The following is a 21,232-nucleotide window of genomic DNA, read 5'->3' as shown; positions in this document are numbered from 1 at the left end:
CTACTAGCCTATTTTATTGCTAATATACAAATTTATCTTTCGGTTCACTTACTTTCTTTCAATTCTTGGCACAGATATTGAATACTTCATTAGGAAATCAATTATAAACTATAATTTATATATTATGAAAGCGAAAATTCTACTTACATCTCTTATGAGTTTGCTGTTGGCAAGTTCATTTGCGCAAGACAAAACCACGGTCAATGCAATGAGTTCAGAAATTAGTGACAATCTTGATTTACGAGCAATTGCTTCAATATTTGGTGATTCAGAAAATCTTGAAGATTTTGAAAAAAGGTTAAATGACCCCAAAATGCAACTTTCAAATTTAGATTTGAATAATGATGATCAAGTTGACTATTTAAGAGTTATTGAAACTGTTGAAGGAAGAGCGCACTTAATTGTAGTTCAATCGGTTTTAGGCAAAGACTTATTTCAAGACGTTGCTACTATTGAAGTTGAAAAAGACGATAACAATCGTGTGCAAGTGCAAGTAGTTGGTAATGTTTATATGTATGGAGATAATTATATTTATGAGCCAGTTTATGTTCGCACACCTATAATTTATGATAATTTCTGGGTGTCAAGTTATCGCCCTTATTATTCAAGCTGGTATTGGGGTTACTATCCAAGTTATTACACATTTTGGAATCCGTACCCTGTTTTTAGATACCGAAATAATGTAGCAATGTGGATTAATTATGACTACCAATACAATTATGTAAACTATAGAAGATGTCATGTTGCGTATAATAATTATTACCATAGAAGAGGAAACGGTTTTGAAAGTCACTATCCTAACCGTTCATTTTCTAACAGAAATTCTGGTTATACTAATAGGTATGAACTTGAAAAAACAAGATCAACGACTAGAAAAGACGTAGCCTATAACACTACTAGAAATATTGATAGAAATTCAACTGTTAGAAGTAATTCAACAACAAGAAATGAAAATTCTACCGTTCGTGAAACCACTAGAGCAATTGGTAATCAAACAAGAAGTCAAAATGTAAAATTTGAAAATTCTCCCGTTCGTGAAACCACTAGAGCAATTAGTAATCAAACTAGAAGTAATTCAAATGTACAAACTAAAAGAGAATCTTCTTCAAGAAGCTTAGGATTGCAAAGCTCACGTTATTCTGAAAATAGAAGCCAATCAGAAACTTCAAGAGCAAACTCTGGTAGTGGAAGAAGATAGATTCCAATTAAAATTAAGAATAAATAGGTTAGCCATTTCGCTAGCCTTTTTTTGTTAGTAATTTTATAATATCTTTCCAAAATTATGCAAATGATTTTCTCAATTTTTTTAGTTACATTTGATTATCAATAAAAGCCAAAATGAAAATAGATTTAAAAAACATATTTACCGCAAATTTACCAGCCGATTCTAACGATACAAATCAAGTTAGACAAGTTTATAGCGCCTGTTTTTCTTATGTAAATCCAACTCCTACTTCAAATCCAAAATTGATTCATTACACAAAGGAAGTGGCTGAATTAATAGGTATTACAGACGACGATGTAAAATCAAATGAATTTTTAGAAGCTTTTTCTGGAAATAAAGTTTTAGAAAATTCAAAACCCTTTTCCATGTGTTATGGCGGACACCAATTTGGTCATTGGGCAGGACAATTAGGCGACGGAAGAGCAATTAATTTATTTGAAATTGAAAAAGAAAATTCAATTTATACAATACAACTTAAAGGAGCTGGAAAAACACCTTATTCAAGAACAGCCGATGGTTTAGCGGTTTTACGCTCTTCGATTCGCGAACATTTATGTAGTGAAGCAATGCATCATTTGGGCGTTCCAACTACTCGATCGCTTTCGTTATGTCTATCTGGCAATCAAGTGCTAAGAGATGTTTTATATGATGGAAATGCAGCTTATGAAAAAGGAGCTATTGTTTGTAGAGTTGCACCATCTTTTATTCGTTTTGGAAATTTTGAAATTTTTTCTGCTAGAAACGATATTCAAAATTTAAAATTACTCACTGATTTTACCATCAAACATTACTATAAAGAAGTTGAATCTGAGGATAAAGAAAAATATATTCATTTTTTTGAACTTGTTGCTAATAAAACACTTGAGATGATTATTCATTGGCAACGCGTAGGATTTGTTCATGGAGTTATGAATACCGATAATATGTCAATTCACGGAATCACAATTGATTATGGACCGTATGGTTGGTTGGAAGATTACAATCCAAATTGGACACCTAATACAACAGACCGAGAACACAAACGGTATAGATTTGGTAATCAATCAGAAATTGCTTTGTGGAATTTATATCAACTTGCCAATTCGCTATATCCTTTAGTAAACGAAGCGGCTCCCTTTGAAAAAGTATTGTCCAATTTTAAAGATAATTTTGAAGAGCGCTATTATACCATGATGTCTAATAAATTAGGGTTATTCAAAACAAATAGAAAAGATAAAAAATTAATTATTGAACTAGAGCAATTACTTCAAGTGACTGAAACAGATATGACTATTTTCTTTAGAGAATTAAGTTACATCAAAAAAGAATATTCAACTGGTTGTGGAATTTCAATTGTAAATAATTCATTTTATAAACCAAACGAACTCACAAAATCAGTTTTAAAAGAATGGGAAAAATGGTTCAAAAAATACATGCTTCGACTTAATGAAGAAACAATCTCTGACGAAGAAAAGAAATCAAAAATGAATCAATTAAATCCTAAATATGTTCTTAGAAATTATATGGCACAATTAGCGATTGAAGGTGCCGAAATTGAAGATTATTCAGTTTTAAATGAACTAGTTGAGTTATTAAAAAAACCCTATGAAGAGCAACCTGAATTTGAAAAATGGTACGCAAAACGACCCGATTGGGCAAGAGAAAAGGTAGGCTGTTCAATGCTTTCTTGTAGTTCTTAATTTTTTTTATAATTTAGTAATCAAAAAAAATTACTATTGTTGTGAATAAAACTTATAAAACCATCGATGAATATATTGATTTGCAAGAACCTAGAGTTAGATCAGTTTTAGAAAGAGTTAGAAAAGCCATAAGCAAAGCCGCGCCAAATGCAACAGAAACTATAAGTTATGCAATGCCTACATTCAAATATTATGGCTATTTGGTTCATTTTGCGGTTTTCAAAAATCATATAGGGCTTTACCCAAGTCCAGATGTAATTGTCGCTTTTGAAGAAGAATTAAAAGAATATAAAACTTCTAAAAAGGCTGTACAATTTTTACTTCACAAACCTATACCTTATGATTTGATTGCCAACATTACAAAGTTTAGAGTCAAACAGAATTATGATAAAGCAAAGAAAATTTAATGCAAAAATTATTGAAATTGAATTTTTAAACTATCCTTCAACAACAACTTCACCTTCCCAATTCATAAATCCACCTTCAAGATTATAGGTGTTTTCAAAACCCATTTGATTCATTATAGAACATGCTTGACCACTTCTCCCTCCTGCTTTACAATACACATAATAATTTTTTGACTTATCTAATTCTTCTAATCGATAAATAAAACTTTGTCCTTTATATATATCATTAAAAATAGCTTTTGGAATAAAACCTTCGTTCCATTCGTCTTCTGTTCTTACATCTAAAATAACTGCATTAGCGTCATTTTTTAATTGTTCGGCCCATTCATTCTGTGGTAAATTCATCTTTTAATTTTTATTCAAATATAATTTTTTTTGAATTTTCAGCAACAAATTATTTTAAAATTCTACTTCTATTTTTAATTTATACTGATAATTAAATAGTTAGCTGTTTTTAACAAAAAAACAACAACAAAAAAGTTGATTGAATTGAAAATAGAATTACATTTGTATATACAAATATTGTATTTACAATTATGAGAATTGAAGAAATAACAAAATCAAATGTAAAAATGGACGATTCCAAAAGAATTGTCTTAAATATTCTTTACACTAACAATATAATTGGTGATAAGTTTCTTGATATCTTAAAACCTTTTGATTTATCAGGAGAACAGTATAATGTATTAAGAATAGTAAGAGGTCAAAAAGGCAATCCAGCTAATATGTGTTTGATTCAAGAGCGAATGATTACCAAAAATAGTAATACTACTCGATTGATAGACAAATTATTATTAAAGGAATTAGTCACTCGAAATGTTTGCCCAGAAAATAGAAGAAAAATTGAAATAGCAATCACAAAAAAAGGATTAGATGTTTTACAAGAGTTAGATCCAAAAGTAAAAGAACATGAAGAAAACTTTGCTACTAATCTTTCAGCAAAAGAAGTACAACAATTAATTACATTATTAGAAAAATATAGACAAGTAAAATAAATAATTAGATATGAGTAATTTTATAGAAAATGCAAACTGGCGTTATGCCACCAAAAAATTTGATGCAACTAAAAAAGTATCAAAAGATGATTTAGAAAAATTAAAAGAAGCTATCCGATTATCTTCTTCATCTTATGGGCTTCAACCCTATCAAGTTTTTATTATTGAAAATCCTGAAATAAGACAACAATTACTTCCAGCTTCATGGGGTCAAACTCAAATTGTTGATGCTGCTTTTGTAGTAGTATTTGCAAGCATTACCAACATTGGAGAAAAAGAAATTGATGCGTATTTAAAAAATATCACAGAAACTCGAGGAATTCTAATGGAATCGATTCAAGGTTATGCTGATTTTATGAAATCTAAGATAACAACTTTGCCTCTTGAAGATAGAAATACTTGGACTTCAAAACAAACTTACATTGCTTTAGCAAACTTATTGAGCGCTGCTGCAGAACTAAAAATAGATGTAACTCCAATGGAAGGCTTTGTTTCGGAGAAATACAACGAAATTTTAGGCTTATCTGAAAAGAACCTAAATGCAAGCTTAGTAGCAACTGTTGGTTACCGTCACGAAGAAGATGCGACACAACACTATGCAAAAGTGCGCAAATCAAACGAAGAATTATTTATCAATTTATAATCATTAACTATTTAACACTTTATTTTTATGAAAAATTTAAAAACAATTGCAATTGCATTATTCTTAGCTGTAACAACATTAGGAATAGCTCAAACAAAAAAAATCGATGCTTCAAAAAGTTCAGTAGCATGGATTGGAAAAAAAGTAACTGGTCAACACAATGGAACTATTAACCTTAAAGAAGGTGCTTTAGTTTTCAAAAATAATAAACTAAAAGGTGGAACTTTTACAGTTGATATGTCTTCAATAAACACAACTGATTTGACAGGTGAATACAAAGGAAAATTAGATGGGCACTTAAAAGCTGATGATTTTTTTGGAACAGACAAATACCCAACTTCTAAATTAGTTTTCAAAAAAATTGCTGATAAAGGAAATGGTGTTTACTTTGTAACAGCTGATTTAACAATTAAAGATGTGAAAAAAGCAATTACATTTGATATGAATGTTAAAGGTAATGTTGCTACAACTACTCTAAAAATCGACAGAACTAAATACGGAATCAAATATGGTTCAGGAAGTTTCTTTGATAATTTAGGTGATAAATCTATCAACGACGAATTTCAATTAGATGTAATATTACAATTCTAATAATTACTTGACTAGTCCTAAATAATCTGTATCGATTATTTAGGACTAGTCAACTATCTTTGCTAAATGAAAAAAGTCCTAGTTATTGACAATTATGATAGTTTTACCTACAATTTGGTGCATTACCTAGAAGCATTAAACTGTGAAGTAACCGTTTATAGAAACGATGAATTCGAATTGGATGAAATAGCCACTTTTACCAAAATTTTACTTTCGCCAGGTCCAGGAATTCCAGATGAAGCTGGACTTTTGAAAGAAGTTATAAAAACATATGCTTCAACTAAAAGCATCTTAGGAATTTGTTTGGGTCAACAAGCAATTGGAGAAGTTTTTGGTGGTAAATTAGAAAATCTCAATCAAGTTTTTCACGGTATTGCAACCAAAATTGAAGTAATTGAACCAAACGATTTATTGTTTAATAATTTACCTCCTACATTTGACGTTGGCCGCTATCACTCATGGGTAATTTCAAAAGAAAATTTCCCTGAAGATTTAGAAATAACTTCAATAGATACAAATGGAGAAATCATGTCCATTAGTCATAAAAAGTTCGATGTAAAAGGTGTTCAATTTCACCCAGAAAGTATCTTAACACCAAACGGAAAACAGATTTTAGGAAACTGGTTGAACTTTTAATTAGCCACAGATTCACAGATTCTAATTTTTAGAAAAGATAAAAAATCTGTGCTAATCAGTGTAATCTGTTTCAAAAAAAATCGCAAACTAGATTACTAATTTGCGATTTTACTATTATTTAAATTAATAGTTTATTTCAATTTATTCTTCAAAACTTTAGAAACACCGTTTTTGTGCAACACAATTCCAGTAGATTTTAATTGCACGAATGCTTTTGTAACGTATAAATAACCTTTGTAATCATTGGTTTCGCCCCAAGAATTTTTTACTTTATAATAGGTTCTTCCATTTTGATCTTTAGCTGAACCAACTATTTGCATTGCGTGATCATCAGTAGTGTAAAGACTGTACAAACCTTCTAAACGCATATCTTCATTAATATCTTTTTCTGGCATTGGACCATCAAAAAGTGTTTTCTTTTGCTCATCGGTAATGTTGTACAAATCCATATTTGGTACAAAAGCTACTCCATTTTTCCAACTAAAATAAGGTTCAGAAACATCAGATGACCAAGCAACTGTATAACCTTTATCCAACGCATAATCAATAATATCTGTCAACTCTGTCATCGGAACATTGTATAACTGATCATAACTCCAGTTGTCTGGCACTGGCATAACCATTTTTTCATAATAAGGAGAATCTTTATAATTTGAAAATTCAATATAATCATCAGGGTTTATTCCAACTACTTCTTTAGCAAATGTATGCGGATTGTATTCTTTACCAGCGTAAGTGAAAGTTGTTGGTAATTTTCCTAATTTTTCATCTAAATAATTATTGATATCAGTAACCCACGAAGTTCCTTTTGTCGGACTAGGATTCTTGATATACTCATCTAAAATTGATTTAAATTTATCTTGAAACTCTCCTGATTTTACGGTTCCTTTTCCGTAATCTTCAAGAGTATAAGCCGATTGTGGCATTGCTCCATATTTGCGCATACTATTCAAAACATCATGTGTTTCGCCTCCATCGCCTAAGCCCATATTTCCATTAAAAAGAATGTAATTTCTAGCTTTTGACAAGTAAACGTGTCTTGCAGTATAAATTTCTGCTAAATCAACCGGTTGTTTTCCCATGCGAATCATTTCTGATTCTAGAAAAGAATTTCCCGAATAACTCCAACATGTTCCAGCAGAACCTTGATTTTTTACAGAAGTAGTTTCCAAATTTTTGACATTAGAAAACACATATTTTGAATTTAGTGAAGCATTATTGATTACTTTTTTAATCAAATCATCTTGGGCGAACAAACTAATTGAGCAAAACAACCCAACAACTAATAGACTTTTTCTCATTTTATAAATTATTTTGATTGTAAAAGTAAAATTTTATACCAAATTCACTTTTATTTTTACATCTTTTTATCTGGTAAAAACTAGTTGATTTCCTTTAGAAAGATTGTCATCAAAACGATAACCTTCATAATTGAAACCTTTCAAGTCATCAATAGTTTCGGCATTTGTATCTACAATATATCGCACCATTAAGCCTCTAGCCTTTTTGGCAAAAAAGCTAATCATTTTCAATTTTCCATCTTTGTAATCTTTGAATTCTGGCGTAATTACTGTAACCTTTAACGCTTTCACATCTATAGCCGAAAAATATTCGTTACTTGCCAAATTGACAAATAAATCGCCGTTTTTCAATTCTTTATTCAAAGCAGTTGTAATTGTTTTTTTCCAAAAATCGTATAAGTTTTTGCTTTCGCCAATGGGTAATTTTGTTCCCATTTCTAATCTATATGGTTGCATTAAATCTAATGGTTTCAAAATCCCATACAATCCAGATAGAATTCGGAGTTTCTCTTGCAAAACAGCGACTTTTTCCATCGAAAGTGAAAACGCATCCAAACCTGTATAAACATCGCCATCAAAGGCGTAAAGCGCAGGGCGAGCATTTTCTGTAGTAAATGGTGTTTTCCAATCTTTATTTCGTTGCCAATTGAGTTCGCCTAATTTATCTGAAATCGCCATTAACTCAGACAATTCTTTAGGCGATTTTTGCTTGATAACAGTGTTAATAATTTTGCTTTCTTTCAAAAAATCACTTTGCGAGAACTGAATTGTTGGCAAAGGTTTTTCAAAATCCAAAGCTTTAGAAGGAGAAATTACTATTTTCATTAGATAAATTTATTTTCAAAAATACAAAAGGATAATGACATTTAAAATTTTAGTTTAACTTCGAACAACAAACTAAAAAACAATCAACACTAAACATAAAACTTAGATATGTTTGTTAAGTTATTGGTAGTTTAGAGGTTAATTTAAATTTTAAAATTTTTGTTTTCCAACTACTAATTCAAAAAAAAGTTTAAAATCTGAGATTAATGACCAAAATGGATATTTGAAAGTAGCAGGTTTATTTTTTTCAAAGAAGAAATGTCCAGACCATGCAAAACCATACCCTACAATTGGAAGAATCCATAAATGTTCGTATTGATTTGAGATGGTAAAATAAGATAACAACACAAAAAACAACAAAGTTCCAACAAAATGCAAAATTCTAGAAGTTTTGTTGCTGTGTTCTGTCAAATAAAAAGCATAAAAATCGCTGTATTTTTTTATTCTTTCCATGTTTTACTCTTCCAAATCAATTAAAAAACTATTCAAAAACGCTACTGATTTTTCAATATCATAGTGTAATATTCTATCTTCTTTTACAAAAGGAACTTCTTCTCTATAAGATTTTAAGAACATTTCTATAAAGTCACTTGATTTTAAAGGTCGTCTGAATTCAATAGCTTGCGAGGCATTCATCAATTCTATAGCCAAAATACGCTCTAAGTTTTCCATAACTTTCAAGCATTTGGTTGCTGCGTTTGCTCCCATCGAAACGTGATCTTCTTGTCCGTTACTTGAAACAATACTGTCAATACTGGCTGGAGTAGCCAATTGTTTGTTCTGACTAGCAATACTTGCAGCCGTATATTGTGGAATCATAAAACCTGAATTCAAACCAGGATTGTCCACTAAAAAAGCAGGCAAACCGCGTAAACCTGAAATTAATTGGTACGTTCTTCTTTCTGAAATACTTCCTAATTCTGATAAAGCAATCGCTAGAAAATCTAGAGCCAAAGCTAAAGGTTGACCGTGGAAATTCCCACCTGAAATAATGACATCTTCACCCACAAAAATATTTGGATTATCCGTAACCGAATTAATTTCTGTCTTAAATACTTTCTTTACATAATCAATTGCATCTTTCGAAGCTCCATGCACTTGCGGAATACATCTAAACGAATAAGGATCTTGAACGTGTTGCTTTTGTTGTATAATAATTTGACTTTCTTCCAACAATTCTGTCATACGTTTAGCAGTCACAATCTGTCCTTTATGTGGTCGAACATAATGTATCAACTCATTAAAAGGTTCAATTCTTCCATCAAATCCTTCTAATGAAATGGCCGAAATTACATCAGCTAAATAAGAATATTTCATCGCTTTTAGCAAAATAAAACTTCCGTATGAACTCATAAACTGCGTTCCATTCAACAATGCCAACCCTTCTTTAGATTGCAAAACGATTGGTTGCCAATTAAATTTCTTCAAAACTTCTGATGAATGTACTTTCTTACCTTCAAAATTTACTTCGCCTTCGCCTAATAAAGGTAACGATAAATGTGCCAACGGAGCCAAATCGCCACTTGCACCAAGCGAACCTTGAGTATAAATTACAGGCAAAATAGCATTATTATAAAAATCAACCAAGCGTTCAACCGTTTGCAATTGCACTCCAGAATTTCCATAACTCAAACTCTGAATTTTAAGCAACAACATGATTTTTACAATCTCTTGTGGCACTTCATCTCCGGTTCCACAAGCATGCGACTTTACTAAATTTTCTTGAAGTTGCGATAAGTTTTCATCAGAGATAATTACATTACACAACGAACCAAAACCTGTATTGATTCCGTAAATCGGTTGGTCGTGCGAAGCCATTTTCTTATCCAAATACTCACGACATTTTTGAATATTGATTTTAGCTTCTTCCGATAAGGCAATTGGTTTGTGCTGCGATATAATGTCTTGCAAAGTCTCTAATTGCAACACTTCCGAACTGATGTAATGCGAATGCTCCATTTTTGAATATAATTTGAGTTCAAAATTCAGCAAACAATTGTTAAAATACAACTATTTTAACTTCTATTTTAGTATCAAATCAATAATTTTAGGATTTATGACAATTCAAATAATTTATTTTAAATACGATAACGATGTAAAATTTTGATATTCATAAAAACACAAACACCTTTTATTTAATTAAGTAAAAAAACTACTCTTGAAATGTATGATGCACCAACCAAATGGCTATGCAAAATATTTATTCCAAAAGAGATTGAAAGTGTTTTAGGAAAAGAAAAAGTTAGCATCAAAATTAAAAGCTATAACGACTTGAAACAATTTCTTTTATAGAAATAGGTTAAAATTACCACTAAAACCCCTAGCCTAGATAGTAATGGTATCCTTTTTTTTTCTTTAAAAAGGAAAGACCTGTCTGCCGGCAGGCAGGTATAGTGGAGAGCTGGACACAAGCTCCAAAAGATCGAACTGACGAAGTAAATAGCTCCTAAAAATTATTCTTCTACCTCACTAGCATTGCTTTGCGAATAACCGCGCCATTTTTCGATACAATCTTGCATATCTTGTGGCAGTTCGGTGTCAAATCGCATCATTTCGCCAGTTGTAGGATGCTTAAATCCAAGTGTTTTGGCATGAAGTGCTTGTCTTGGTAATATCTTGAAACAGTTATCGATAAACTGCTTGTATTTGGTAAAAGTAGTTCCTTTCAAAATCAAATCGCCGCCATAACGCGCATCGTTGAATAAAGTATGCCCGATGTGTTTCATGTGTACACGAATTTGGTGCGTTCTTCCGGTTTCTAAAATGCAAGAAACTAAGGTTACATAACCAAAACGCTCTAAAACTTTATAGTGCGTAATTGCAGGTTTTCCTATTTCTGGGTCGGCAAAAACAGCCATTTGCATGCGGTCTTTTACGTGGCGTGCTATATTGCCTTCTATCGTGCCTTCGTCTTCTTTGACATTTCCCCAAACAAGCGCAATATATTCTCTTTCAGACGTTTTGGCTTCAAATTGTTTGGCAAGATGCGTCATAGCCGCTTCGGTTTTAGCAATAACCAACAATCCAGAAGTGTCTTTATCGATACGATGAACCAAACCTGGTCGTTCGGAACTATTCATAGGCAAGTTTTCAAAATGAAATGCCAACGCGTTCACCAATGTTCCGGTATAATTTCCGTGACCTGGATGCACTACAAAGTCTGGCGGTTTGTTAATAAGCAACAAAGCATCGTCTTCGTAAACAATATCTAGCGGAATATCTTCGGGGTCAACTCGGTTTTCAAACGGTGGATGCGACAACAAAATACGAATAACATCCAAAGGTTTTACCTTATAATTCGACTTTACTGGAATATCATTTACATAAATATCGCCATTAGTAGCCGCCGTTTGTATCTTATTACGAGTAGCATTCGGAATCAAATTCATCAAATACTTGTCTATTCGTAACAAGGCTTGACCATTGGGCACATCAAATCGGTAGTGTTCGAATAATTCGTCTTCTACAATTTCGTCAATCTGATTATTGTCCATCGGTTGGTGGTGTTTCTGTTTGAGGTTCTTCAACAGGCGTTTCGGTTGAAGTTGCTGTTGTATCTTGTTCCATTTCTTCAAATTTAACTTTTCCGTCACCTAAAACCAAATCTATTTTGGATGATTTAAAGACTTTCGTTCCCGGATTTAGTTTTTTTCCGTTGTAACGCATTTCAAGAACCATGTCTTTTCCCATGTGAGGACTGTAAGTAATTTCGCCTTCTTCTAAACCAAGAGAACGCAAAGTTGGAACTGCTTGACGATACGTTTTCTGAACCAAATTGGGCACGGTTACCATTTTAAATCCAGAAGAATTAATTTTGATATATACTTTTCTATCTTCTTTTACTTTAGCACCTGGTAAAGGATCTTGCTCTACAACTGAATGTTTAGGGAAATCTTTATTGTAATCAACACTGTCTAGCAAAACGTAGTCCAAATCTAAATCATCTAGTTTTTCTTCGACTTGTTCTTCGGTTAGTTTTGCCAAATTAGGAACCGTAATTTCCTCACCATGGTTGGTTGTAAAGGTTAACCAATGAAAAAACAAGTAGGCAATTGCACAAACAATCACTATAGCTGCTAGCATTTGCATAAAAAATACTCTACTCTTAAAATAGTTTCGTAAACTCATAAAAAATATATTTATCGCAAAGATATAATTTTTATACTGATTGTTATTTTATAATTATTCAATAAAAATTGACTAAAAAAAACATGCATTGGCATTGTACTACATAAAATCAATTAAATCATTAATAAGATTAGTACAAGTTTAAACAAATGTGCTATTTTTGTATAGTAATTAATAAAAAAATACAATGAATGTAGCTGTTGTAATGGGCGGATACTCTGACGAATCGGTAATTTCGGTTAGAAGTGGTCAACTTATTTTAAATCATATCGATAAAAACAAGTACAAACCCTTTGAAGTTCATATACTAAAAGAAGGTTGGTATTGCTTGATTGACCAACAAAAATATCCGATTAATAAGGCTGATTTTACTTTTACAAAAGACAATCAAACGGTAAAATTCGACATTGCAGTAAATACCATTCACGGTACGCCAGGCGAAGACGGACACATGCAAGCCTATTGGGAATTACTTGAATTGCCTTATACAGGTTGCAGTTTTTACCAATCGAGTTTGACTTTTAACAAGCGTGATACACTTTCGGTTTTATCAAAATTTAATATTCCGAAAGCCAATTCTATTTATTTATCTAAAGGAAATGAAATTGATGGCGAGAAAATCGTGAAAGAATTAGGATTGCCATTTTTTGTAAAACCCAATCAATCTGGGAGTTCACTAGGTGTTTCGAGAGTTAACTCGTTAGATGATTTTCCAAAAGCATTAGAATTTGCCTTTGCAGAAGACAATGATATTTTGATAGAATCCTATCTAAAAGGAAGAGAAGTTTCGGTTGGCGTAATCAAATACAACGGAGCAACCAAAGTAATGGGCATAACTGAAATTATTTCGCAAAACGAATTCTTTGATTATGAAGCTAAATATTTAGGAAAATCAGAAGAAGTAACGCCTGCCGATTTAACTGAAGAAATCAAAACTCGCGTTGAAGAAACCGCCAAAAAAGTATATGAATCATTAGGAATGTCAGGTTTTTCGAGAACCGATTTTATTATTATGAATGACATTCCGCATTTTATCGAAATCAATACCAATCCGGGATTGTCACCGCAAAGTATCTTTCCGCAACAAGCAGACTATTCAAAAATGCCAATGAGTGATTTGTTGGATAATGAAATTAAATTAGCTTTGGAAAGAAAACCTATTTGGAAGAAATAAAAATGGTTGTCAGTTCTCTGTTATCAGTTCTCTGTTAACTGACAACAGACAACAGACAACCGATAACTAAAAAACAATGAAAAAAGCTATATTTCCAGGTTCATTTGACCCAATAACTAACGGTCATTTTGACATTATTGAAAGAGGCATTTCACTATTTGATGAAGTGATTATTGCTATTGGAATCAATGCCGAAAAAAAATACATGTTTTCGCTTGAAGACAGAAAACGCTTTATCGAAGAAGCTTTTAAAGACGAACCAAAAGTAAGAGTTATCACTTACGAAGGTTTGACTATTGATTTATGCCGAAAAGAAAAAGCAGAATTCATATTACGTGGATTACGAAATCCAGCCGATTTTGAATTTGAAAAAGCCATTGCACACACCAACAGAAGATTGTCTAAAATAGAAACTGTGTTCTTATTGACAGCAGCAAAAACTTCTTATATTTCGTCAAGTATAGTTCGTGATGTATTGCGAAATGGCGGCGATTATACGGTTTTGGTTCCGGATTCTGTTAGGATTTAGTTTTCAGTCGCAGTCCCAGTTTTCAGTTTATACTGCTGAAAACTGCGACTGAAAACTGTGACTCAATTACCCCTCTTTCTTAACAACTTTTCGCGCCACTTCAATTTTAAACTTCTTTCCTTTCATTTTTTCATCACGAATGTTAGAAAGAAATTGTTTTACTTTTTTAGATTTTACAGCGGCAAACGAAATGAAATCTTTTACTTCAATCAAACCTAAATCGCCTTTTTCTAGTTTTCCTTTTTGAGAAAAGAAACCTACTATGTCAATTTTGTTTAACTTGTTTTTCTTTCCGCCACTAACATAAATCGTTTGAAATTCAGGTGGTTTTGGCAAAGTTGATGAATTTTCTACATTTAAAACGGGCATTTTATAATCTAAATAGTCCATTTTTTTCTCGCTTTCGTGAGCGATTATATAAGCCGTTCCCGAAGCTAACATTCTAGCCGTTCGTCCGTTTCTATGCGTGAATTCGTCTTCTTTTAAAGGCAAATGATAGTGAATTACGTGATTCATTTCGGGAATATCCAATCCGCGAGCTGCTAAATCTGTTGTTACCAAATAACTCACGCTTCCGTTTCTAAACTGAATTAAAGCGCGTTCACGTTCGTCTTGATCCATTCCACCGTGATAGTAGGTCGAATAAATTCCTTTTTCGTTTAAGGTGTCGCTAATGCGTTCGGCAGCATCACGATGGTTGCAAAAGATAATCGCCGCTTCCGATTTCAAAAAACAAAGCAAATGGAAAAGCGCATTGATTTTGTCTTTTTCTTTAGAAACGACCATTTTCAAACTCAAATTCAAGTTTTCTTCTTCAGTCGGAATAAAATCCAAAACCGTCGCATTAATCACTCGTGTATAGTTAGGAATTTCAATATCAGAAGTTGCCGAAACCAAAACACGTTTGTTTAACTTATTCAATCTCGAAATAATAAAACTCATTTGTTCATGAAAACCCAATTGCAAGGATTTATCAAATTCATCTAAAATCAACGTTTGAATGTTCTCGGTAGAAAAAGTGCCTCTATCGATATGATCGGCAATTCGTCCAGGCGTTCCAATCAAAACCGCTGGTGGATTGGATAAATTTTTGATTTCTGTTTCGATAGAATGACCGCCGTAGCAAACATTTACTTTGTAATCGGTTCCCATTTTTTTCCAAACTTGTTCAATTTGCAATCCCAATTCGCGTGATGGCACTAAAATTAAGCATTGAACATCTTTGCAAGTATCATCCAACATTTGAAAAATAGGCAATAAAAACGCTAATGTTTTTCCAGAACCTGTTGGTGAAAGTAGTAATACATTGGTGTCGTTCAAGATGGTTTCTTGCGCAGCCACCTGCATTTCGTTGAGTGCTTCTATCCCTAAATTAAGAAGAATATTGTTGGAATGTGGATTTTGATTCATACGGCAAAGGTAAAACCAATTTATGAATTATAAATTTAAAATTCTCCAACTGATTGATACGCTAATTTTTCAGGATATTCAGTATTCCAAAAGTTGGCAGATGAATTCCTTTTCTTGCAAATCTAAATCAGATTTTGAGACTATTTTCATTTTCAAACAACAATTTTATATTTTCATACGAGTTTTTCATGGCATCTTTTATTTGTTCTGGGTTTAGCCAAGCTACTTTTTCAATTCCTTCTTCGGCTTGTGGTGTTGGTGTTCCTTCAAAATTAGTTGTCATTTCAAACCAATGCGTTATTTTAAGCCTATAAACACCATTTCTTTTAAAAATATGATACGTTTTTTGAAGTTTTCTAGTGATTTTTAAATTTTGAACCCCTGTTTCTTCTTCGACTTCTCTTATTGAGCAATCTTCAATTTCTTCACCTTTGTCGCATCCGCCTTTTGGCAAATCCCATTTTCCGTTCCTAAAAATGAATAAAACGTCGCCATTCTTGTTATAAACCAATCCGCCACCCGCTTTTTTAACAGGAATTTTTTCTTTAACTTTCTTTAAAATTTCCTTTTCGTCAGGATAATACAAATAAGCTTTCTTAATTTTATTGTTAAACATTTTAACAATAAGTTGCTCAATATCAACACTTTCTAGCAGGAATAGTTGGAAATCGGTTTCTTTGGCAACTTCATTTGTCAAAAAAAGTGGTTTATCGTTCACAAAAACTTTATACATTTGTAGTATGATTTTTAATAAAGAAACAGCCGAAAAAACAGCCGAATTGCTTTTACAAATAAATGCAATTAAATTGAATCCGTCAAATCCTTTTAAGTGGGCTTCTGGTTGGAATTCACCAATCTATTGTGATAATCGTCTAACACTCTCATTTCCAGCGATAAGAAATTACATTCGAGATGAGTTTTCTAAGCAAATAACTGAAATTTATGGCAAACCAGATGTCATTGCTGGTGTTGCAACGGGCGCAATTGGCATTGGCATTCTTGTTGCAGAAGAGTTAGGACTGCCATTTGTGTACGTTAGACCCGAAGCAAAAAAGCACGGAAGACAGAATCAAGTGGAAGGTTTTTTGCAAAAAGGACAAAATGTTGTAGTGGTAGAAGATTTAATTTCGACAGGAAATAGCAGCTTATTAGCCGTTGAAGCACTAAAAGAAGCTGGTGCTCATGTAAAAGGAATGATTGCTATTTTTACTTATGGTTTTGATGTTGCCGAAGAAAATTTTAAAAATGCCAATGTAAATTTGAATACATTAAGCAATTACAACCATCTTTTAGAATTAGCCGTAGAAAAACAATATATTACAGAAAAAGAGCAAATTACTCTACAAGAATGGAGAAAAAATCCTTCGACTTGGAATGTGTAAATAGTTTATAGTTAGTGGTTTATTGTTAATAGTTTAAACAAAAAAATAAACCCAAAACAAATAACAACAAATAATAAAAAATGAACCTAGAAAGCCCTAAAGTTACTGTAGAAAAATCAGCAGAATATTTATTCAATGCTTTGATTGATGTGAAAAATTTTGAAAAGTTAATGCCTGAAAATATTGCTAAATTTGAAGTTCTTGGAGATGATATTTTCAATTTTGGTTTAAAAGGTATGCCTGAAATTAAATTACGATTGAAAGAAGGAATTCCTAATTCAAAAGTGGTTTTGAATGCTGCAAGTGATAAATTACCCTTTTCGTTGGTAGCAAATATCACTGCTGTTTCAGAAAACGCAAGTGATGTAAAGTTAGATTTTGAAGGCGAATTCAATCCTATGATGGCTATGATGATAAAAGGTCCAATCACGAAGTTTTTGGAAACTTTGGCTTCAAATATGCATAAATTGTAATTAATAAAGAAGCTGAATTTCTTTGATTCCATAAGTTTTGACAGAATCATCTTCTAGAAGAACTTCTAATTTGCCGTCATTTGTTACGCCTTGAATAATTCCCATAAAACGATTTTGATTTACATCTTCAAAAGGTATTGGAACATTAATTTTGAACAAATAACGGTGAAAATCATTCCAAACTTTATAAGCCTGATTAGAAAGTATCAAATTGCAATTTTGTTTGATATGAAAAATGATACTTTCAACAATAGTATCCAAATCAAATTCTTTACTCATAATTGATGCCATTGAAGAAGCTTTTGGCAAATTATCAAATGAAGTTTGATTAACATTCAATCCAATTCCGACGATTGATTCTATTTTACTGTCAGATTTGAAACTATTTTCTACCAAAATGCCACAAACTTTTTTATTGTCTGACATAATGTCGTTTGGCCATTTTATGCTTAAATTAGGTAAATTACATTCGGCTAATGATTGAATAACAGCCGAAGCAACCGCTACATTTAGATGAAAAATCTCATCAGCATTTTTTAAAACATCTTTAACCAAAACACTCATAATAAGATTTTTACCAGCCTCTGATATCCAACTTGCCCCCATTTGACCACGTCCTTTATGCTGACTTTGAGCCGTTATTACTGTGAAGTTTTCAAGCACATTTTTACTACTTAGTGATTTCAAATAATCATTGGTAGAATCTATGGCACCGAGTTTGATTAGTTTCATATAAATTTATAATTTAAACTTATGGTAAAGTTTCAAAATTAATCACAAAAAGTGATAACTTTGCAAACTTATACAAAATAAATACATGGCAAAAAAAACTACAAATGATGATATTTTATTAGCTCATATCATTAAAGGAATTGAAGAAGTAAAGGGTAATGATATTGATATTCTAGATTTAAGAGAAATAGACAATTCTGCATGTGATTATTTCGTTATATGTAACGGAAATTCAAATACTCAAGTAAATGCAATTGTTGGTTCTATTCAAAAAACAGTTTCTAAAGAAATAAAAGACAAACCTTGGCATGTTGAAGGTGCCGAAAATGGCGAATGGGTATTGATGGACTATGTAACGATTGTTGTACATGTTTTTCAAAAACATATTCGTGAATATTACAACATAGAAAGCCTTTGGGGCGATGCTAAAATAACCACAATTGAAAATAAATACTAAATAATGGCTGAAGAAAATAAACCAAATTTAAAAACACCTAAAGTTAATCCGTATTTTGTGTATGGAGTTTTAATTGTAATCTTTATTCTAATAAGTGTATTTTCGGGTGGATCATCTTTTAAAGAAGTATTACCTGTTAACACATCTGAATTCAACCAAATTCTTTCAAAAGGTGATGTTGAAAAAGTAACTGTTTATAATAAAACCGAAGCAGAAGTCTTTTTGAGTAAAAAAGCTCTTTTGGATACTGTAAAATATAAAGCTATTTATAAAGATTATTTGAATAGACCAAACAAAGGTCCACACTATACTTTAACCAACATTGGTAATGATGAGCTTTTTCAAAAAAAATTGGAAACAGCTGTTGCTGAAAAGAAATTAAAAAGTTATGATTTTCTTCAAAAAGAGGATTGGTCAGGATTAATTGGCTCATTACTTCCAATACTTTTAATACTAGGTATTTGGATTTTTATCATGCGACGAATGAATGGCGGAGCTGGTGGTGGAGGTCAAATTTTTAGCATTGGAAAATCGAAAGCAAAACTTTTTGATGAAAAAAATGAAATTAAAACAACATTCAAAGATGTAGCTGGTTTAGAGGGTGCAAAAGAAGAAATTCAAGAAATTGTTGAATTCCTGAAAAATCCAACCAAATACACTAATCTTGGTGGCAAAATACCAAAAGGCGCCTTATTAGTTGGTCCCCCAGGAACTGGAAAAACATTATTAGCAAAAGCTGTTGCTGGCGAGGCAAAAGTTCCTTTTTTCTCTTTATCAGGTTCAGATTTTGTTGAAATGTTTGTTGGTGTGGGAGCTTCACGTGTTAGAGATTTATTCAAACAAGCAAAAGAAAAATCTCCAGCTATTATCTTTATTGATGAAATTGATGCCGTTGGTAGAGCAAGAGGAAAAAGCAATATGTCAGGCGGAAATGATGAGCGTGAAAATACATTAAATCAATTACTTACCGAAATGGATGGTTTTGGAACCAATTCAAATGTAATTGTGCTTGCTGCAACCAACAGAGCTGATGTTTTAGACAAAGCCTTAATGCGTGCAGGACGTTTTGACCGACAAATATTTGTTGATCTTCCAGATGTTAGAGAACGTAAAGAAATTTTTGAAGTTCACTTAGCACCATTGAAAAAGGTTGAAGGTTTAGATACTGATTTCTTAGCAAAACAAACACCAGGTTTTTCAGGAGCAGATATTGCAAATGTATGTAACGAAGCAGCTTTGATTGCAGCTAGAAATAATAAAGAAGCTGTGGATAAACAAGATTTCCTAGATGCTGTAGACCGTATAGTTGGCGGATTAGAAAAGAAAAATAAAATCGTTACACCAGATGAAAAGAAAGCAATCGCTATTCACGAAGCTGGTCACGCTACTGTAAGCTGGATTCTTGAACATGCTGCTCCACTAATTAAAGTTACAATTGTTCCAAGAGGTCAAAGTTTGGGCGCGGCATGGTATCTTCCAGAAGAAAGATTAATTGTTCGTCCAGATCAAATGCTTGATGAAATGTGTGCGACTATGGGCGGAAGAGCTGCCGAAAAAGTGACTTTCAACCGAATTTCTACAGGAGCTTTAAGCGACTTAGAAAAAGTGACTAAACAAGCAAGAGCTATGGTTACAGTTTATGGATTGAATGATAAAATAGGAAATGTAACTTATTACGATTCATCAGGTCAAAGCGAATATAGTTTTTCTAAACCTTACTCTGAAGATACTGCACAAGTTATTGACAAGGAAATTTCAGCTTTAATTGAAGGTCAATACCAAAGAGCAATTACAATTTTGGAGGAAAACAAAGATAAATTGAATCAGTTAGCAGACATTTTAATTGAAAAAGAAGTTATTTTCAAAGATGATTTAGAAGCTATTTTTGGTAAGCGTAAATTTGACTCAAATTTGCAGCCAGAAACCGATTTATAAATTGTTAATATAGTTTTAATAAAATCTTAATTCAAAAACACTTTTGAATTAAGATTTTTTTATCTTTGAGGGTTTTCAAGATTGAAAATATAATATTTTGAATTTTTTATATGAGTCTTTTCAAAAAAATTTTTGGTAGTGGTAATGATTCTTCCGATGAAGAAAGAGAAAGCGACTTTAATACTTCGCTACTAGATTCAGCACCTGCTGATGAAAAATTTACTTTCAATTTCAAAAAAAATGGAGGTAAATTCTTATATTGTGAAAACCTAGGCGAAGTAAGAGAACAATTTGAAAATATATTAGAAGAAAATGATTGGTTCGAGTCAGAAGTTATTTGTTACGAACCAAAATTATACACTTTACTTGACGAGAATAAGTTAACATACGAAAACCCTAAAAACCCTAAATTTTTATTTGCAAGTTGTGAAAATCTTATTGCAGATGAAGGCGCCGTTTTATTCTCTTCTAATCAAATAAAGCAAAACAAACCAAATGATTTGCCAGACAACATTGTAATTCTTGCTACTACAAGCCAAATTTTAGAAAATAAAAGCGATGGTTTGCAATTAATTAAGAAAAAATACAACAAAGATTATCCAACCAATATTACTACCATTAAATATTTTGAAAAAGAAAAAGAAGAAGATTTTCTTCACTATGGAAGTTCTGCAAAAAACTTATACCTTCTGCTTTTAGAAGACTTGTAA

General features: G+C 32.0%; 25 protein-coding genes. 15 read left to right on the top strand and 10 right to left on the bottom strand.

From position 1 onward, the window contains the following. Positions 1–124: 124 nt before the first annotated feature. The 3 genes from ACIQ66_RS06465 to ACIQ66_RS06455 all read left to right on the top strand — a co-directional run bounded on the left by ACIQ66_RS06465 (position 125) and on the right by ACIQ66_RS06455 (position 3,311). On the top strand, positions 125–1,198 hold the full coding sequence (locus ACIQ66_RS06465; protein ID WP_396211975.1) for a hypothetical protein: 1,074 nt from the start codon (positions 125–127) through the stop codon (positions 1,196–1,198). A gap of 140 nt (positions 1,199–1,338) precedes the next feature. Further along, positions 1,339–2,904, top strand: coding sequence for a YdiU family protein (locus ACIQ66_RS06460; RefSeq protein WP_396211974.1), 1,566 nt, complete (start codon positions 1,339–1,341; stop codon positions 2,902–2,904). A 41-nt stretch (positions 2,905–2,945) separates the two neighbouring features. After that, positions 2,946–3,311: an iron chaperone gene (locus ACIQ66_RS06455; protein WP_396211973.1), complete on the top strand. Its 366-nt coding sequence runs from the start codon at positions 2,946–2,948 to the stop codon at positions 3,309–3,311. A gap of 30 nt (positions 3,312–3,341) precedes the next feature. Here the strand turns inward: ACIQ66_RS06455 and ACIQ66_RS06450 are convergent, their stop codons facing one another. Then, a complete protein-coding gene (locus ACIQ66_RS06450; protein ID WP_396211972.1) occupies positions 3,342–3,656 on the bottom strand; it encodes a rhodanese-like domain-containing protein in 315 nt (104 codons plus the stop codon). Positions 3,657–3,847: 191 nt separating this feature from the next. On the opposite strand from ACIQ66_RS06450, the gene ACIQ66_RS06445 reads away from it, so the two are divergent. The 4 genes from ACIQ66_RS06445 to ACIQ66_RS06430 all read left to right on the top strand — a co-directional run bounded on the left by ACIQ66_RS06445 (position 3,848) and on the right by ACIQ66_RS06430 (position 6,176). Then, positions 3,848–4,306 (top strand): MarR family winged helix-turn-helix transcriptional regulator, encoded by a 459-nt coding sequence (locus tag ACIQ66_RS06445; RefSeq protein WP_396211971.1) that lies wholly within the window; start codon positions 3,848–3,850, stop codon positions 4,304–4,306. A gap of 10 nt (positions 4,307–4,316) precedes the next feature. Then, positions 4,317–4,949, top strand: coding sequence for an NAD(P)H-dependent oxidoreductase (locus tag ACIQ66_RS06440; protein ID WP_396211970.1), 633 nt, complete (start codon positions 4,317–4,319; stop codon positions 4,947–4,949). Between the two features lie 27 nt (positions 4,950–4,976). Continuing rightward, complete coding sequence (locus tag ACIQ66_RS06435; protein ID WP_396211969.1) at positions 4,977–5,540, top strand: YceI family protein; 564 nt, start codon at positions 4,977–4,979, stop codon at positions 5,538–5,540. A 66-nt stretch (positions 5,541–5,606) separates the two neighbouring features. Beyond that, positions 5,607–6,176, top strand: coding sequence for an anthranilate synthase component II (locus tag ACIQ66_RS06430; RefSeq protein WP_396211968.1), 570 nt, complete (start codon positions 5,607–5,609; stop codon positions 6,174–6,176). Positions 6,177–6,307: 131 nt separating this feature from the next. Here ACIQ66_RS06430 and ACIQ66_RS06425 read toward each other — a convergent pair whose 3' ends face one another. The 4 genes from ACIQ66_RS06425 to hutH all read right to left on the bottom strand — a co-directional run bounded on the left by ACIQ66_RS06425 (position 6,308) and on the right by hutH (position 10,261). Next, positions 6,308–7,477, bottom strand: a complete 1,170-nt coding sequence (locus ACIQ66_RS06425) for an aminopeptidase C (RefSeq protein WP_396211967.1) — start codon at positions 7,475–7,477, stop codon at positions 6,308–6,310. Between the two features lie 66 nt (positions 7,478–7,543). Beyond that, on the bottom strand, positions 7,544–8,302 hold the full coding sequence (gene yaaA / locus ACIQ66_RS06420; RefSeq protein WP_396211966.1) for a peroxide stress protein YaaA: 759 nt from the start codon (positions 8,300–8,302) through the stop codon (positions 7,544–7,546). Positions 8,303–8,452: 150 nt separating this feature from the next. Next, positions 8,453–8,755: an Mpo1-like protein gene (locus ACIQ66_RS06415; protein ID WP_396211965.1), complete on the bottom strand. Its 303-nt coding sequence runs from the start codon at positions 8,753–8,755 to the stop codon at positions 8,453–8,455. Positions 8,756–8,758: 3 nt separating this feature from the next. Continuing rightward, positions 8,759–10,261: a histidine ammonia-lyase gene (hutH, locus tag ACIQ66_RS06410; RefSeq protein WP_396211964.1), complete on the bottom strand. Its 1,503-nt coding sequence runs from the start codon at positions 10,259–10,261 to the stop codon at positions 8,759–8,761. A 204-nt stretch (positions 10,262–10,465) separates the two neighbouring features. Here hutH and ACIQ66_RS06405 point away from each other — a divergent pair, with 204 nt between their 5' ends. After that, entirely contained in the window at positions 10,466–10,594 is a 129-nt protein-coding gene (locus ACIQ66_RS06405; protein ID WP_396211963.1) for a hypothetical protein, read from the top strand. Between the two features lie 161 nt (positions 10,595–10,755). On the opposite strand, the gene ACIQ66_RS06400 is transcribed toward ACIQ66_RS06405, so the two are convergent. Further along, the gene (locus ACIQ66_RS06400; RefSeq protein ID WP_396211962.1) at positions 10,756–11,796 is read right to left on the bottom strand and encodes an RluA family pseudouridine synthase; all 1,041 of its coding nucleotides are present in this window, start codon (positions 11,794–11,796) and stop codon (positions 10,756–10,758) included. Beyond that, positions 11,786–12,430 (bottom strand): PASTA domain-containing protein, encoded by a 645-nt coding sequence (locus tag ACIQ66_RS06395; protein ID WP_396211961.1) that lies wholly within the window; start codon positions 12,428–12,430, stop codon positions 11,786–11,788. Before ACIQ66_RS06395 ends, ACIQ66_RS06400 begins: the two co-directional genes overlap by 11 nt. Before the next feature lie 187 nt (positions 12,431–12,617). Here ACIQ66_RS06395 and ACIQ66_RS06390 point away from each other — a divergent pair, with 187 nt between their 5' ends. Together ACIQ66_RS06390 and coaD are read left to right on the top strand one after the other, a co-directional pair. Further along, on the top strand, positions 12,618–13,604 hold the full coding sequence (locus ACIQ66_RS06390; protein WP_396211960.1) for a D-alanine--D-alanine ligase: 987 nt from the start codon (positions 12,618–12,620) through the stop codon (positions 13,602–13,604). Between the two features lie 76 nt (positions 13,605–13,680). After that, positions 13,681–14,133 carry a pantetheine-phosphate adenylyltransferase gene (gene coaD, locus ACIQ66_RS06385; protein ID WP_396211959.1) on the top strand — a complete coding sequence of 151 codons (453 nt, stop codon included), beginning with the start codon at positions 13,681–13,683 and terminating at the stop codon, positions 14,131–14,133. 66 nt (positions 14,134–14,199) lie between these two features. On the opposite strand, the gene ACIQ66_RS06380 is transcribed toward coaD, so the two are convergent. Next, positions 14,200–15,543 carry a DEAD/DEAH box helicase gene (locus ACIQ66_RS06380; RefSeq protein WP_396211958.1) on the bottom strand — a complete coding sequence of 448 codons (1,344 nt, stop codon included), beginning with the start codon at positions 15,541–15,543 and terminating at the stop codon, positions 14,200–14,202. Between the two features lie 127 nt (positions 15,544–15,670). After that, positions 15,671–16,276, bottom strand: a complete 606-nt coding sequence (locus ACIQ66_RS06375) for an NUDIX hydrolase (protein ID WP_396211957.1) — start codon at positions 16,274–16,276, stop codon at positions 15,671–15,673. Positions 16,277–16,283: 7 nt separating this feature from the next. Between ACIQ66_RS06375 and pyrE the strand changes: the two genes are divergently transcribed. Together pyrE and ACIQ66_RS06365 are read left to right on the top strand one after the other, a co-directional pair. Continuing rightward, positions 16,284–16,925: an orotate phosphoribosyltransferase gene (gene pyrE / locus ACIQ66_RS06370; RefSeq protein ID WP_396211956.1), complete on the top strand. Its 642-nt coding sequence runs from the start codon at positions 16,284–16,286 to the stop codon at positions 16,923–16,925. A gap of 80 nt (positions 16,926–17,005) precedes the next feature. Continuing rightward, positions 17,006–17,398, top strand: coding sequence for an SRPBCC family protein (locus tag ACIQ66_RS06365; protein WP_396211955.1), 393 nt, complete (start codon positions 17,006–17,008; stop codon positions 17,396–17,398). On the opposite strand, the gene ACIQ66_RS06360 is transcribed toward ACIQ66_RS06365, so the two are convergent. Further along, positions 17,399–18,130, bottom strand: a complete 732-nt coding sequence (locus ACIQ66_RS06360) for a biotin--[acetyl-CoA-carboxylase] ligase (protein ID WP_396211954.1) — start codon at positions 18,128–18,130, stop codon at positions 17,399–17,401. Positions 18,131–18,215: 85 nt separating this feature from the next. Between ACIQ66_RS06360 and rsfS the strand changes: the two genes are divergently transcribed. The 3 genes from rsfS to ACIQ66_RS06345 all read left to right on the top strand — a co-directional run bounded on the left by rsfS (position 18,216) and on the right by ACIQ66_RS06345 (position 21,232). Further along, positions 18,216–18,587 carry a ribosome silencing factor gene (gene rsfS / locus ACIQ66_RS06355; protein ID WP_298180236.1) on the top strand — a complete coding sequence of 124 codons (372 nt, stop codon included), beginning with the start codon at positions 18,216–18,218 and terminating at the stop codon, positions 18,585–18,587. A 3-nt stretch (positions 18,588–18,590) separates the two neighbouring features. Beyond that, on the top strand, positions 18,591–20,522 hold the full coding sequence (gene ftsH, locus ACIQ66_RS06350; protein WP_396211953.1) for an ATP-dependent zinc metalloprotease FtsH: 1,932 nt from the start codon (positions 18,591–18,593) through the stop codon (positions 20,520–20,522). Positions 20,523–20,632: 110 nt separating this feature from the next. Beyond that, positions 20,633–21,232, top strand: a complete 600-nt coding sequence (locus tag ACIQ66_RS06345; RefSeq protein WP_396211952.1) for a lactate utilization protein B/C — start codon at positions 20,633–20,635, stop codon at positions 21,230–21,232.

The sequence above is a fragment of the Flavobacterium sp. genome (assembly GCF_044377315.1).
Classification (GTDB): Bacteria; Bacteroidota; Bacteroidia; order Flavobacteriales; family Flavobacteriaceae; genus Flavobacterium.
This window is presented reverse-complemented; position numbering and strand designations above follow the sequence as displayed.

Excerpts from the sequence above, each read along its gene's own strand:
- ACIQ66_RS06405 (WP_396211963.1), top strand. The coding sequence starts at position 10,466 with ATGTATGATGCACCAACCAAATGGCTATGCAAAATATTTATTCCAAAA.
- ACIQ66_RS06415 (WP_396211965.1), bottom strand. The coding sequence starts at position 8,755 with ATGGAAAGAATAAAAAAATACAGCGATTTTTATGCTTTTTATTTGACA.
- ACIQ66_RS06360 (WP_396211954.1), bottom strand. The coding sequence starts at position 18,130 with ATGAAACTAATCAAACTCGGTGCCATAGATTCTACCAATGATTATTTG.
- ACIQ66_RS06465 (WP_396211975.1), top strand. The coding sequence starts at position 125 with ATGAAAGCGAAAATTCTACTTACATCTCTTATGAGTTTGCTGTTGGCA.
- ACIQ66_RS06425 (WP_396211967.1), bottom strand. The coding sequence starts at position 7,477 with ATGAGAAAAAGTCTATTAGTTGTTGGGTTGTTTTGCTCAATTAGTTTG.
- hutH (WP_396211964.1), bottom strand. The coding sequence starts at position 10,261 with ATGGAGCATTCGCATTACATCAGTTCGGAAGTGTTGCAATTAGAGACT.
- coaD (WP_396211959.1), top strand. The coding sequence starts at position 13,681 with ATGAAAAAAGCTATATTTCCAGGTTCATTTGACCCAATAACTAACGGT.
- ACIQ66_RS06345 (WP_396211952.1), top strand. The coding sequence starts at position 20,633 with ATGAGTCTTTTCAAAAAAATTTTTGGTAGTGGTAATGATTCTTCCGAT.
- ACIQ66_RS06400 (WP_396211962.1), bottom strand. The coding sequence starts at position 11,796 with ATGGACAATAATCAGATTGACGAAATTGTAGAAGACGAATTATTCGAA.
- ACIQ66_RS06445 (WP_396211971.1), top strand. The coding sequence starts at position 3,848 with ATGAGAATTGAAGAAATAACAAAATCAAATGTAAAAATGGACGATTCC.
- ACIQ66_RS06440 (WP_396211970.1), top strand. The coding sequence starts at position 4,317 with ATGAGTAATTTTATAGAAAATGCAAACTGGCGTTATGCCACCAAAAAA.
- ACIQ66_RS06390 (WP_396211960.1), top strand. The coding sequence starts at position 12,618 with ATGAATGTAGCTGTTGTAATGGGCGGATACTCTGACGAATCGGTAATT.
- pyrE (WP_396211956.1), top strand. The coding sequence starts at position 16,284 with ATGATTTTTAATAAAGAAACAGCCGAAAAAACAGCCGAATTGCTTTTA.
- ACIQ66_RS06365 (WP_396211955.1), top strand. The coding sequence starts at position 17,006 with ATGAACCTAGAAAGCCCTAAAGTTACTGTAGAAAAATCAGCAGAATAT.
- ACIQ66_RS06380 (WP_396211958.1), bottom strand. The coding sequence starts at position 15,543 with ATGAATCAAAATCCACATTCCAACAATATTCTTCTTAATTTAGGGATA.
- ACIQ66_RS06375 (WP_396211957.1), bottom strand. The coding sequence starts at position 16,276 with ATGTATAAAGTTTTTGTGAACGATAAACCACTTTTTTTGACAAATGAA.
- ACIQ66_RS06430 (WP_396211968.1), top strand. The coding sequence starts at position 5,607 with ATGAAAAAAGTCCTAGTTATTGACAATTATGATAGTTTTACCTACAAT.
- ACIQ66_RS06460 (WP_396211974.1), top strand. The coding sequence starts at position 1,339 with ATGAAAATAGATTTAAAAAACATATTTACCGCAAATTTACCAGCCGAT.
- ACIQ66_RS06395 (WP_396211961.1), bottom strand. The coding sequence starts at position 12,430 with ATGAGTTTACGAAACTATTTTAAGAGTAGAGTATTTTTTATGCAAATG.
- yaaA (WP_396211966.1), bottom strand. The coding sequence starts at position 8,302 with ATGAAAATAGTAATTTCTCCTTCTAAAGCTTTGGATTTTGAAAAACCT.
- ACIQ66_RS06450 (WP_396211972.1), bottom strand. The coding sequence starts at position 3,656 with ATGAATTTACCACAGAATGAATGGGCCGAACAATTAAAAAATGACGCT.
- rsfS (WP_298180236.1), top strand. The coding sequence starts at position 18,216 with ATGGCAAAAAAAACTACAAATGATGATATTTTATTAGCTCATATCATT.
- ftsH (WP_396211953.1), top strand. The coding sequence starts at position 18,591 with ATGGCTGAAGAAAATAAACCAAATTTAAAAACACCTAAAGTTAATCCG.
- ACIQ66_RS06435 (WP_396211969.1), top strand. The coding sequence starts at position 4,977 with ATGAAAAATTTAAAAACAATTGCAATTGCATTATTCTTAGCTGTAACA.